The sequence below is a fragment of the Brachybacterium rhamnosum genome, from assembly GCF_039526185.1.
In the GTDB taxonomy this organism is placed as follows: Bacteria; Actinomycetota; Actinomycetes; order Actinomycetales; family Dermabacteraceae; genus Brachybacterium; species Brachybacterium rhamnosum.
In genome coordinates, this window is the sequence record NZ_BAAAIS010000003.1 from 185606 (window position 1) to 198190 (window position 12585).

Here is a 12585-nt window from a genome sequence, read left to right on the forward strand (position 1 = left end):
TGACCGGTACGTCCGAACCCTGTGGAAGGTGCACTCCCTCGTGGATCTCAGCCTCATCAAGACCATCCTCCTGGTGCTGCTCGCCGTGACGAGCCTGCTCCTGGTGCTGCTCGTCCTCCTGCACAAGGGGCGCGGCGGCGGTCTCTCCGACATGTTCGGCGGCGGCGTCTCCTCCTCCGCGAGCGCCTCGGGCGTCGCGGAGCGCAACCTCAACCGCCTCACGGTGACCGTGGCGATCCTCTGGGGCGCGTGCTGCGTGGGCCTCGGCATCCTCGAGCGCATGCTCTGACCCGGCTGCCGGCGCCCGGCACCACCCGCCGCATGCGGCGCCGTACCGCAGACGAAGAGCCCGTCCCCCTGCTCGGCAGGAGGACGGGCTCTCTCGTGTCAGGAAGCGGTCAGAGCTTCCCGGCGGCCGCCTCGTCGAGGAACCAGGTCGTCGACTCGAGCCCGCGCACCGAGGACGCCGGCACCTGCAGCGGGTCGATGTCGCCATGGGCCTTCGCGACGGCCTCCGCCTTCTCCGCGCCGGCCACGAGCAGCGCCACATGGCGCGCCGAGTTCAGCACGGGCCAGGAGAGCGACACCCGCAGCGGCGGGGGCTTGGGGGAGTCCTCCACCAGGATCGCGCTCGCGCTCGTGACCCGCTGCGCCGGGTGGCCCGGGAACAGCGAGGCCACATGGGCGTCCGGACCGACCCCGAGCCACAGCACGTCGAAGAACGCGCGGCCGCGGGTGCGGAACGGCTCGTCGCCGCCCGCGGAGTCGAGCTGCTGGCCGTACCAGGCGGCGGCCTCCGCGAGGGACATGCCGTCCTGCGTGGAGGGCACGAGGTGCACGTTGCGCTCGGGCAGCCCCGCTGCCTCGAGCGGCTCGAGCAGACCCTCGCGGACCTGCACCGCGTTGCGGTCGTCGTCGTCCGGGCCGACGAAGCGCTCGTCGCCCCACCACAGGTGGAGGGTCGAGAGGTCCACGCCCGCGGCCTCGAGCGCCGCGGGCAGGGCACCGGCGGCGCGCACGCCGACGGTCCCGCCCGTGACGACGAGATGCGCGACCCCGCGCTCGGTCTGCGCCTCGGCCAGACGCGCCGCGGCGGCGGTGGCAGCCTCGGTCGCGACGCCGGCGGCGTCCGCCGAGACGACGTCCGTGGGCGCGGGCTTGCCGGAGGCGAAGGTCGCCGCGTCGTCGACGCCCGTGAAGGCATGGGCGAGGACCTCGCCGTAGACCTCGTCGGGATCCAGGCGACGCAGCTCCTCCGCGAGCAGCTCGTACAGCGAGCGCTGCGGCATCGTCACGTGCTGGTCGGAGTCGTCGCCCGGGAGCGACAGCACCACGGTGTCCTCGCCGGTGCGACGCAGGGCGATCGTGCCGTCGGGACGCTCGAGGCTGAGCCCCTGCACGCCCTGGCCCGCGGCGTCCTGCTCCGGGGCGCGGAGGGTGACCTCCACGCCGAGCGCGTTCTCGAGCCATGCCTTCATGAGGACGACCGAGGGATCGTCCTCCTGGCCCGTGACCTCGACGGCCGAGGGGACGGCGACGGGCGTGATCTCGTACAGGCTCGCCACGAGACCGCGCCAGGTGGTCAGTCGCGACCAGGCGAGGTCCGAGTCGCCGCTCGTGTACCCGCGGCGGAGCCGCTTGAGCGTGCCCACCGGGTTCGAGCAGGCGGCCGCGTCGGTGATGCGACGCTGCGACATCGAGCCGAGGACGTCGTTCACCGGGGCGGACGGAGCCGCCTCCGGCCACCAGGTGACGATCGGGGCGTCCGGCAGCAGCAGCGGCATGACGAGCGTGTCCGGGGCGATCATCGTGTTCCCGCGGGCCCGCAGGATGATGATCTCGCCGGCGCCGGCGTCGCGGCCCACGCGGATCTCCGCGTCGAGGCCGGAGGTCTCCGCCTCCTGGTCCACGTCGACCACGATGACCCGCGCGGGGTGCTCGTGCGAGGCGTGGACGGCGGCCTCGAGGGGCTCGTCGATCGTCTCACCGGTCGCGACGATGATCAGCGTGAGGACCCGGCCGATGGTGTTCGCGCCGAAGGTCTCGCGCATCTCGGTCATCGTCTTCGCGACGGCCGAGGCGGTGGTGTCTTGCAGGGTGGTAATCACGGTCGCCTCCAGGTACGTCCGTCACGGGCGAGCATCTCGTGCGCGGTGTCCGGTCCCCAGGAGCCGGGGCGGTAGGGAGCGGGCCTCAGGTGCTCGGCCCAGTACGCGGTGATGGGGTCGAGGACCTTCCAGGACAGCTCGACCTCCTTCTGGCGCGGGAACAGCGGCGGATCGCCGAGCAGCGCGTCGAGGATGAGCCGCTCGTAGGCCTCGGGGGACTCCTCGGTGAAGTTCATGCCGTAGGCGAAGTCCATTGAGACGTCCCGCACCTCCATCTGGGTGCCGGGGACCTTGGAGCCGAAGCGCAGGGTCACGCCCTCGTCCGGCTGGACGCGGATGACGATCGCGTTCTGGCCGAGGTCCGCGGTGTCCGTGGAGCGGAAGGGCAGGAACGGCGCGCGCTTGAAGACGACGGCGATCTCGGTGACGCGGCGTCCCAGGCGCTTGCCGGCGCGCAGGTAGAACGGCACGCCCGCCCAGCGGCGGGTCGCGATGTCCAGGCGCATGGCGGCGAAGGTCTCGGTCGCGGAGTCGGCGGGGATGCCGTCCTCCTCGAGGTATGCCTTGACCTCCTCGCCGCCCTGCCAGCCGCTCACGTACTGGCCGCGGGCGGTGTGCGCGGCGAGGTCCTCGGGCAGCTCGATGGCCGCGAGCACCTTCTCCTTCTCCGCGCGGAGGTCCTCGGCGCGGAAGGAGACGGGCTCCTCCATCGCGGTGAGGGCGAGCAGCTGGAGCAGGTGGTTCTGGATGACGTCGCGGGCGGTGCCGATGCCGTCGTAGTAGCCCGCGCGCGAGCCGATGCCGATGTCCTCGGCCATCGTGATCTGCACGTGGTCCACGTAGCTGGCGTTCCAGACCGGCTCGAAGAGCTGGTTGGCGAAGCGCAGCGCGAGGATGTTCTGCACCGTCTCCTTGCCGAGGTAGTGGTCGATGCGGAAGACGTCCTCGGGACGGAAGACCTTCTCGACCACGGCGTTGAGCTCGCGGGCGGACTCGAGATCGTGCCCGAAGGGCTTCTCGATGACGACGCGCCGCCAGGAGCCGTCGCGCGGCGTGTTCAGCCCGGAGTTCGCGAGCTGCTCGCACACCTGCGGGAAGGCGTCCGGCGGGATCGAGAGGTAGAAGGCGTGGTTGCCGCCGGTGCCGCGGGTGCGGTCCAGCTCGCCGACGACCTCGGTGAGGCGCTCGAAGGCGGCCGGGTCGTCGAAGGTGCCGGTCACGAAGCGCAGTCCGCCGCGGAGCTGCTCGAAGACGCTCTCCGAGAAGCCCGTGCGGGAGTGCTCGGAGACGGACTTCTTCACGTACTCGGCGAAGTCGTCGTCGGACCAGTCGCGGCGGCCGTAGCCGACGAGCCCGAAGCTCGGGGGCAGCAGGCCGCGGTGGGTGAGGTCGTAGATGGCGGGCAGCAGCTTCTTGCGGGCGAGGTCGCCGGTGACGCCGAACATCACCATCGAGCTGGGCCCGGCGATGAGCGGGAGCCGCCGGTCACGCGTATCGCGCAGCGGGTTGAGGGCGTCCTGCGCGTCGCGCCCTGACGTGGGCGCACTGGAGTCGGTCACTGTGGTCCCTTCCTGGACACTGGACACGGAACCGTGCGCACGGCCCCTCCCCGGGCCGGGGTCGGGGGAGGGGCCGTGCGCACGGGCGGGATCAGGCGCGGGCGGCGTCGATCGAGGCGGAGACGGTCTCGAGCAGCTGGCCCCAGGCCTGCTCGAACTTCTCGACGCCCTCGGACTCGAGGACGGCGAAGACGTCGGCGAGGTCGACGCCGGCGGCGGCGACCTGGTCGAGGACGGCCTGGCCGGCCTGCGCGGCGGCCGCGTCGAGCGCGGGGGCCGGCGCGGAGTGGTCGGCCGCGGCGTCGAGGGTCTTCTCCGGCATGGTGTTCACGACGGGGGAGGCCACGAGCTGGTCGACGTACATGGTGTCGGAGTACTCGGGGTTCTTCACACCGGTGGACGCCCACAGCGCGCGCTGCACGTTGGCGCCCTTGGCCTCGAGCGCGGCGAAGCGCTCGGAGCCGAAGGCGGCGAGGTAGATGCCGAAGGCGGCCTGCGCGTTGGCGACGCCGGCCTTGCCCTTGAGGGCCGCCGCGTCGCCGCCGATCTTCTCGAGGCGGGCGTCGATCTCGGTGTCGACGCGGGAGACGAAGAAGGACGCCACCGAGTGGATGGTGGAGAGGTCCTTGCCGGCCTCCGCGGCCTTCTCGAGGCCCGCGAGGTAGGCGTCGATGACCTGCTGGTAGCGGTCGCCCGAGAAGATCAGGGTCACGTTGACGCTGATGCCCTCGGCGATGACCGCGGTGATCGCCGGGAGGCCCTCGAGGGTCGCGGGGATCTTGATCATGACGTTCTCGCGGCCGACGATCTCGAAGAGGCGCTTGGCCTGCTCGATGGTCTTCTCGGTCTCGTGGGCGAGGCGGGGGTCCACCTCGATGGAGACGCGGCCGTCGAAGCCCTTGCTCGAGGCGTAGACGCCGGAGAAGAGGTCCGCCGCGGAGCGGACGTCGTCCGTCGTGAGCTTCTCGATGACGGCCTCGACGTCCTTGCCGTCCTTCGCGAGGGCGGCGATGTCCGCGTCGTAGTCCTCGGCGCCGGAGATGGCGGCCTGGAAGATCGAGGGGTTGGTGGTCACGCCGACGATGTTCTTCGTGTCGACGAGCTCCTGCAGGTTGCCGGAGCTGAGGCGGCCGCGGGAGAGGTCGTCGAGCCAGATGGAGACGCCGGCGTCGCTGAGGGCCTGGGTCTGGGGGTTCTGTGCCATGGGTGGCGATGTCCTTCCGGGCGCTCGTGGCGCCCCGTGCGAACGATGGGGATGGCGGGGTGAGGGGCGGGACCCCAGGGGTCCCCCCTCGTGCGGATCAGGCGCCGGCGGCGGCCAGGGACTCCTTGGCGGCGGCGACGACGGCCTCCGCCGTGAAGCCGAACTCCGTGAACAGCGTCTTGGCGTCGGCCGAGGCGCCGTAGTGCTCGAGGGAGACCGCGCGGCCGGCGGTGCCCAGGAAGCGGTACCACGGCATCGCGATGCCGGCCTCGACGGTCACGCGGGCGGTGACCGAGGAGGGGAGCACGGACTCCTTGTACTCGTCGGACTGCTCGTCGAACCACTCGACGGACGGCATGGAGACCAGGCGGGTGGGCGTGCCCTCCGCCTCGAGCTGCTTCTGCGCCTCGACGGCGTACTGCACCTCGGAGCCGGTGGCGATGAGGATGACCTCGGGGGCGCCGTTCGAGGCGTCCTTGAGGACGTAGCCGCCCTGGGCGAGGCCCTCGGCGCCCGCGTACTCGCTGCGGTCCAGCGTGGGCAGCGCCTGGCGGGAGAGGATCAGGCCGACGGGGCCGTTGTCGCGCTCGAGCAGGGCCTTCCAGGCCTGGGCGGTCTCGTTGGCGTCCGCCGGGCGCACGATCGAGAGGTTCGGGATCGCGCGATAGGCGGCCAGGTGCTCGACCGGCTGGTGGGTCGGGCCGTCCTCGCCGAGGCCGATCGAGTCGTGGGTCCACACGTAGGTCGCGGGGACCTTCATGAGGGACGCGAGGCGCACGGCGCCGCGCATGTAGTCCGCGAACTGGAAGAACGTGCCGCCGTAGGGACGCGTCAGGCCGTGCAGCGAGATGCCGGAGAGGATCGCGCCCATCGCGTGCTCGCGGATGCCGAAGTGCAGCGTGCGGCCGTACTCGTCACCGGCGAACTCGGAGGAGGAGTACTCCGCGGGGATGAAGGACGGCTCGCCCTTCATCGTGGTGTTGTTCGAACCGGCGAGGTCGGCGGAGCCGCCCCACAGCTCGGGGAGCACCGGGGCGAGCTTCTCGAGGACCGTGCCGGAGGCGGCGCGGGTCGCGACGCCCTTGGCGTCGGCCTCGAAGGTCGGGAACGCCTCGGCGAAGCCCTCGGGGAGCTCGCGCGCCTGGAGGCGGTCCAGGAGGGCCGCCTTCTCCGCGTTCGCGGAGCGCCACGCCTGGTAGCCCTTGTCCCACTCGGCCTTCCGCTCGGCCGCGCGGTCCGCGAGGGCGCGGGTGTGGGCGATGACCTCGTCGGAGACCTCGAAGGTCTTCTCGGGGTCGAAGCCGAGCTCCTTCTTCAGGCCGGCGACGGCCTCGTCGCCCAGGGCGGAGCCGTGGACGGAGTGGCTGCCGGCCTTGCCCGGGGTGGGCCAGCCGATGACGGTGCGCAGACGGATGAAGGTCGGCTTGTCGGTGACGCCCTGCGCCTCGACGATGGCCTGCTTGAGCGCCGCGACGTCCTCGACGTACTCGGTGCCGCCGTGGGTCCAGTCGACGGTGCGCACGTCCCAGCCGTAGGCCTCGTAGCGCGCGGCGGTGTCCTCGGTGAACGCGATCGAGGTGTCGCCCTCGATGGAGATCTCGTTGTCGTCCCACAGGACGATGAGGTTGCCGAGCTTCTGGGTGCCCGCGAGGGAGCTGGCCTCGCTCGAGACGCCCTCCTCGAGGTCGCCGTCGGAGGCGATGACGTAAGTGAAGTGGTCGAAGGGGCTCTCGCCCGCGGCCGCCTCGGGATCGAGCAGGCCGCGCTCGCGGCGCTGCGCCATCGCCATGCCCACGGCGGAGGAGATGCCCTGGCCGAGGGGGCCGGTGGTGATCTCCACGCCCTTCGTGTGGAAGTTCTCGGGGTGGCCCGGGGTCTTGGAGCCCCAGGTGCGCAGCGCCTCGATGTCCTCGAGCTCGAGCCCGAAGCCGCCGAGGTACAGCTGGATGTACTGGGTCAGGCTCGAGTGGCCCGCGGAGAGGACGAAGCGGTCGCGGCCCAGCCACGACGGGTCCTTCGGGTCGTGACGCATGACGTCCTGGTAGAGCAGGTACGCGGCGGGGGCGAGGCTCACGGCGGTGCCGGGGTGGCCGTTGCCCACCTTCTGCACGGCGTCCGCGGCGAGCACGCGCACGGTGTTCACGGCGCGCTTGTCGAGCTCGGTCCAGCCCTCGGGGGCCTTGAAGGTGTCGGTCACGGGGAGTGCTTCCTTTCGCCGGGTGACGGCCTGTGCCGTCGGGATCACAGGCTCTGCGTCCCGCAGGAAGCGACGTCGGCGCTCGGTGCGGGACGCGGAGCGACGGGGTCCACCTTAGTGCGCACGAGGGGTGGTGAGGCGAGCCGTCCCGCCCCACGGGCCCCTGGTTCGCCGAGGGCGGAGCGTCTGCGGGCGTGGGGGACGGCTCCGCCGGGGCCCGGGAGTGAGCTGACAGACACCTGGATGTCGGCGCGCCGTCCGTGCCCGGACTCACCCGACTCACCCCTCGTGCACCGCCCACCTGGGCCTCGTCGGCACCTACACTGGGACCCGTCTGCATGCGGCGGGACCGTCGCGACCTCAGGAAGGACGGTGGGCGGTGACCGCCACCCCGGGAATGCCCTCGCAGGGCACCGACCAGCACGAGCAGCACGCCCAGCGGCAGGATCATGAGGGTGCGGGGGCGGAGAGCTCCGCGGCCGCGCCGTCGGATCCCGCGTCGACGCCGGCCCTTGCGCCGAGCCCCTGGCCCCGTGTGCTCGCCGTGCTCAAGCCCTACGTGGCGCTGACGAAGCCGCGGATCATCGAGCTCCTGCTCATCACGACGATCCCCACCATGTTCCTCGCCGCGGGCGGCTTCCCGAACCCATGGCTGATCGCCTGGACGCTCATCGGCGGCTACCTCGCCGCAGGCGGCGCGAACACCCTGAACATGTACCTCGACCGCGACATCGACGCGAAGATGAAGCGGACGAAGAACCGTCCGATCGTCACCGGCGAGGTCTCCCCGCGGGCCGCGCTCGTCTTCGGCATCGCGCTCTCCGTGGTCTCCGCGCTGTGGCTCGGGGCCCTGGTCAACGTGATGTCCGCCGTGCTCGCGGTCGCCGCGATCCTGCTGTACGTCGTCTTCTACACGATGATCCTCAAGCGACGCACGAGCCAGAACATCGTCTGGGGCGGCGTCGCCGGCTGCATGCCCGTGCTCATCGGCTGGTCGGCCGTGACCGGCACCGTGTCCTGGACCGCGGTGCTGCTCTTCCTCGTCATCTTCTTCTGGACGCCGCCTCACTACTGGCCGCTCGCCGAGAAGTTCTCCCGCGACTACGAGACCGCGGGCGTGCCGATGCTGCCCGTCGTCGCCTCCCGCTCCTCCGTGGCGCGGCAGATGATCCTGCACACCACGCTCATGATCGCCTCGAGCCTCGCGATCATCCCGCTGGGCCACACCGGGATCGTCTACACCGTCGCCGCCCTCGGCTCCGGCGCCTGGTTCGGCTTCCTCGTGGGTCGCTACGCGCTGCGCACCCGGAAGGGCCTCACCGGGAAGAAGCTCGACCCGATGGTCGTCTTCCACGGCTCGATCACGTACCTCACCGTGCTCTTCGTGGCCCTCGCGGTCGATCCCTTCGTGCACCTGTGAGCGGGCCGGCGGTGATCCCGGGTGCGGACGACCTGCGCCCGGCCCACCGCCGCCTGCTCGAGCAGTACCTGAGCCACCTGCGCATCGAGCGCGGACTCTCCGAGAACACCCTCGCCGCCTACCGGCGGGACCTGCTGCGCTACCTCGGTCACCTGGACCGCACCCGCACCGAGGCCGCCGCGGTCAGCACGGAGGACGCCGCCGCCTGGGTGCGCGCGCTGCGCACCGGGGAGGACGGCGGCGCCCCCCTCGCCGCCGCCTCCGCCGCCCGCGCCCTCGCCGCCGTCCGCGGTCTCCACGCCTTCCTCGACGCCGAGCGCGCATCGGAGACCGGGGACCCGACCCGGCTCGTGCCCGGCCCTGCGCTGCCCTCGCGGCTGCCGCACCCGCTGCCCGTGGACCAGGTGCTCGAGCTCATCGAGGCCGCGGGCCGGCCCGGCACCGGCGCGCTCCCCGCAGAGCGCGCGCTGCGCGACCGGGCCCTGCTCGAGGTGCTCTACGGCCTCGGCGCCCGGATCTCCGAGGCGATCGGACTGGACGTGGACGACGTGGACCGTGAGCAGCGGGCGGCACTGCTGCACGGCAAGGGCGACAAGCAGCGCACGGTGCCCGTCGGCTCCTTCGCCCTCGACGCCCTCGACGCCTACCTGACCCGTGCCCGGCCCGCCCTCGCCGCTCGCGGCCCCGGCGCCCCGGCGATCTTCCTGGGCTCGCGGGGGACGCGGCTCACGCGGCAGGCCGCCTGGCAGGTGGTGCGGCGCGCCGCGGAGGACGCCGGTCTCGCCGAGGCGGTGAGCCCGCACACGCTGCGCCATTCGTACGCGACGCACCTGCTCCAGGGCGGGGCGGACGTCCGCAGCGTGCAGGAGCTGCTCGGGCATGCCTCGGTCACCACGACCCAGCTCTACACGCAGGTGACCGTGGACTCGCTGCGCGAGATCCACGCGAGCGCCCATCCGCGGTCCGGAGCGGGGGCTTAGACTTGGGCGGCCGGATCGCCCCCGGGCAGGGGAGCGAGGGCACACCACTGCCGGGCGGCTGTCCTCAGCCGTCCCTCCCGGGGCTGGGGCCGCTCGTCGGCCCCCTCGGCGCCTCCGCCATGGCGGCGCGCCCCGCACGACCACGACGCCGACGACAGGACTCCTCCGTGAACGCGAACCAGCAGCTGGACATCGACCTCGGCCCCACGGGACGGCCGATGCCCGAGCTGCCGGAGCCCGCGCCCCTCGACGGGCACGGACCGGCGCGGATCATCTCGATGGTCAACCAGAAGGGCGGGGTCGGGAAGACGACCTCCGTCATCAACCTCGGCGCGGCCCTCGCGGAGATCGGCCGCAAGGTGCTGCTCGTGGACCTCGACCCGCAGGGCGCGCTGAGCGCCGGCACCGGGGTGAACCCCTACGAGCTCGACGTCACGGTCTACAACCTGCTCATGGACCGCAAGCACGACGTGCGCGACGTGATCCAGGAGACCGGCACCGAGAACCTCGACGTGCTGCCCGCGAACATCGACCTCTCCGCGGCGGAGGTCCAGCTCGTCAACGAGGTCGCCCGTGAGATGGCGCTCGCCCGCGTGCTGCGGCCCGTCGCGGACGACTACGACGTCATCATCATCGACTGCCAGCCGTCGCTGGGCCTGCTCACCGTCAACGCCCTCGCAGCGAGCCACGGCGTGGTGATCCCGCTCGAGGCGGAGTACTTCGCCCTGCGCGGCGTGGCCCTGCTCGTCGAGACGATCGAGAAGGTGCAGGACCGCATCAACCCGCGCCTCGAGATCGACGGGATCCTCATCACGATGTTCGACCCGCGCACGCTGCACGCCCGCGAGGTGTGCCAGCGCGTCGTGCAGGCCTTCCCGGACAAGGTCTTCCACACGACGATCAACCGCACGGTGAAGTTCCCCGACGCCTCCGTCGCGGCGGAGCCGATCATCTCCTTCGCCTCGTCGAACAAGGGCGCGGACGCCTACCGCCAGCTGGCCCGCGAGCTGATCTCGCGCGGCGGCGCGGCCTGATGGCCGGCCCGCGGGGCCAGGGCGCCGGCGGCGACGGCCGGAAGGACGCCTCCGGCGAGGGACGGGGACGCCGGGGCGGTCACCGCGGGGCGCGCACCGGGACGTCGCGGCAGCGCCGACGCAGCGCGTTCACCCCGCCGCGCACGGTCACGCTGCGTGACGACGAGGGCCGGAAGGGGACGACGCCCGCCGCCGCGGGATCCGAGCCGGGAGACGATCACCAGGAGGGTGGCGAGCGCCTCCAGAAGGTGCTCGCCCGCGCCGGCTTCGGCTCGCGCCGCGCCTGCGAGGCGCTCATCGCCCAGGGGCGCGTGAGCGTGGACGGCGAGATCGTCACCGAGCAGGGCCTGCGGATCGATGCCGCCACGCAGGCGGTGCACGTGGACGGGCGCCGGCTGCAGCTGGACGAGAAGAAGCTCACCGTGGTCCTCAACAAGCCGCGGCACGTGGTCTCCGCGATGCACGATCCTGAGGGTCGCCGCGATCTCACGGAGTTCACCGAGCGCTACGACCAGCGGCTCTACCACGTGGGTCGCCTCGACTACGAGACCGAGGGCCTGCTGCTGCTCACGAACGACGGTGAGCTCGCGCACCGCCTGACCCATCCCTCCTTCGCTGTGGAGAAGACGTACGTGTGCCGCTTCGACGCGCCCGGCGGCCCGCCCCGCGGTCTCGTCAAGGCCCTGCGCGACGGCGTCGAGCTCGAGGACGGCCCCGCGCGCGCCGACCGCGCCCGGGTGCTCGCCCAGGACGGCCGCGAGGCCGTCGTCGAGGTGAGCCTGCACGAGGGCCGCAACCGGATCGTCCGCCGCATGTTCGCCTCCCAGGGCTTCGAGCTGACCGGCCTCATGCGCACGCGGATCGGGCCGGTCCTGCTGGGCGACCTCGCCCCCGGCGCGACCCGCGAGCTGACGGGCCGCGAGCTCGGCACGCTCATGGCGGAGCTGGGGCTGTGAGCGCCGACGCGCTCGTGCCCTCCCCGGTGCGGATCATCGGGACCGGGCTGATCGGCGGCTCCCTGGGCCTCGCGCTGGGCCGCGCGGGCGCCCGGGTCCAGGTCGAGGACGTCTCCCCGGGGACCACGGCCCTGGCCGTCGAGCTCGGCGTGGGGGAGCGGCCCGTCGAGGGCGGTCCCGAACCGCGGCTCGTCGTCGTCGCCGCGCCGCCCGACGTCGCCGCGACGCTCGTCGCCGACGCCCTCGCCCGCTTCCCCGAGGCGCTCGTGACCGACGTCGCGAGCGTCAAGGGCACCGTGCTCGAGGGCGTGCGCGCCCTCGCCGCCCCCGCCGACCTCCCGCGCTACATCGGCGCCCACCCGATGGCGGGCCGCGAGGTCTCCGGCGTCATCTCCTCGCGCAGCGACCTCTTCCAGGGCCGGCCCTTCGTCGTGGTCCCGCACCCCGCGACCCGCGATGGCGCCGCGAGCGTGCTCCGGGGCCTCGCGACGGAGATCGGCGCCGTGCCGGTGGTCATGGACGCCGCGGCGCACGACGACGCGGTCGCCCACGTCTCCCACGTGCCGCAGGTGCTCTCGAGCCTGCTCGCGACGAGCCTGCTCGAGCCGACGGAGCAGGCCCTCGGCCTCGCCGGCCAGGGACTGCGGGACACGACCCGCATCGCGGACTCCGACGCCCGGCTCTGGGTCGAGATCCTCGGCGCGAACGCGGCCGCCGTGGGCGGTGTGCTGCAGGGGCTGCGCGAGCGGCTCGACGACGTCATCGCGGCGCTCGACACCCTCGAGGGCGATCCGCGCCCGGAGCTCGGGTCCCGGCGCGCGATCGCGGACCTCGTCGCCGACGGCAACCGCGGGGTGCGGCGCATCCCCGGCAAGCACGGCGGGGCCACCGACTCCTTCGCGACGGTCGTCGTGCTCGTCCCGGACAGCCCGGGCGAGCTGGGCCGCCTGCTGACCGAGATGGGCGAGATCGGCGTGAACCTCGAGGACCTCCGTCTCGAGCACACGCTCGGGCAGCCGGTGGGCCTCGCGCACATCGCCGTGGACGTCCGCGCCGAGAACCTGCTCACGAGATCGCTCACCGAGCGCGGCTGGACGGTGGCCGACGCCTGAGCGCCCCGTATCCTT

General features: G+C 72.7%; 10 protein-coding genes. 6 read left to right on the forward strand and 4 right to left on the reverse strand.

Going from position 1 to position 12585, the window contains the following annotated elements; translation table 11 throughout:
- Window positions 1-40: 40 nt before the first annotated feature.
- Window positions 41-289: a preprotein translocase subunit SecG gene (gene secG / locus ABD080_RS10925; protein ID WP_137770849.1), complete on the forward strand. Its 249-nt coding sequence runs from the start codon at window positions 41-43 to the stop codon at window positions 287-289.
- A gap of 109 nt (window positions 290-398) precedes the next feature.
- Here secG and pgl read toward each other — a convergent pair whose 3' ends face one another.
- The 4 genes from pgl to tkt form a co-directional block, all read right to left on the reverse strand.
- Complete coding sequence (pgl, locus tag ABD080_RS10930) at window positions 399-2108, reverse strand: 6-phosphogluconolactonase (protein WP_343904872.1); 1710 nt, start codon at window positions 2106-2108, stop codon at window positions 399-401.
- Window positions 2105-3667: a glucose-6-phosphate dehydrogenase gene (zwf, locus tag ABD080_RS10935; RefSeq protein ID WP_137770847.1), complete on the reverse strand. Its 1563-nt coding sequence runs from the start codon at window positions 3665-3667 to the stop codon at window positions 2105-2107. Before zwf ends, pgl begins: the two co-directional genes overlap by 4 nt.
- 91 nt (window positions 3668-3758) lie before the next feature.
- Entirely contained in the window at window positions 3759-4871 is a 1113-nt protein-coding gene (tal, locus tag ABD080_RS10940; RefSeq protein ID WP_137770846.1) for a transaldolase, read from the reverse strand.
- Window positions 4872-4968: 97 nt separating this feature from the next.
- On the reverse strand, window positions 4969-7068 hold the full coding sequence (gene tkt, locus ABD080_RS10945) for a transketolase (protein ID WP_343904875.1): 2100 nt from the start codon (window positions 7066-7068) through the stop codon (window positions 4969-4971).
- Between the two features lie 379 nt (window positions 7069-7447).
- On the opposite strand from tkt, the gene ABD080_RS10950 reads away from it, so the two are divergent.
- From ABD080_RS10950 to ABD080_RS10970, 5 genes are all read left to right on the forward strand, one after another.
- Window positions 7448-8488, forward strand: a complete 1041-nt coding sequence (locus ABD080_RS10950; protein ID WP_343904877.1) for a heme o synthase — start codon at window positions 7448-7450, stop codon at window positions 8486-8488.
- Window positions 8485-9468, forward strand: coding sequence for a site-specific tyrosine recombinase XerD (locus tag ABD080_RS10955; RefSeq protein WP_343904879.1), 984 nt, complete (start codon window positions 8485-8487; stop codon window positions 9466-9468). Before ABD080_RS10950 ends, ABD080_RS10955 begins: the two co-directional genes overlap by 4 nt.
- Before the next feature lie 218 nt (window positions 9469-9686).
- Complete coding sequence (locus tag ABD080_RS10960; RefSeq protein WP_137771738.1) at window positions 9687-10502, forward strand: ParA family protein; 816 nt, start codon at window positions 9687-9689, stop codon at window positions 10500-10502.
- On the forward strand, window positions 10502-11458 hold the full coding sequence (locus ABD080_RS10965) for a pseudouridine synthase (protein WP_343904883.1): 957 nt from the start codon (window positions 10502-10504) through the stop codon (window positions 11456-11458). Before ABD080_RS10960 ends, ABD080_RS10965 begins: the two co-directional genes overlap by 1 nt.
- Window positions 11455-12570 (forward strand): prephenate dehydrogenase, encoded by a 1116-nt coding sequence (locus ABD080_RS10970; protein ID WP_343904885.1) that lies wholly within the window; start codon window positions 11455-11457, stop codon window positions 12568-12570. The genes ABD080_RS10965 and ABD080_RS10970 overlap by 4 nt, the downstream gene beginning before the upstream one ends.
- The last annotated feature ends 15 nt before the right edge of the window (window positions 12571-12585 follow it).

Excerpts from the sequence above, each read along its gene's own strand:
- tal (WP_137770846.1), bottom strand. The coding sequence starts at position 4,871 with ATGGCACAGAACCCCCAGACCCAGGCCCTCAGCGACGCCGGCGTCTCC.
- ABD080_RS10960 (WP_137771738.1), top strand. The coding sequence starts at position 9,687 with ATGCCCGAGCTGCCGGAGCCCGCGCCCCTCGACGGGCACGGACCGGCG.
- ABD080_RS10965 (WP_343904883.1), top strand. The coding sequence starts at position 10,502 with ATGGCCGGCCCGCGGGGCCAGGGCGCCGGCGGCGACGGCCGGAAGGAC.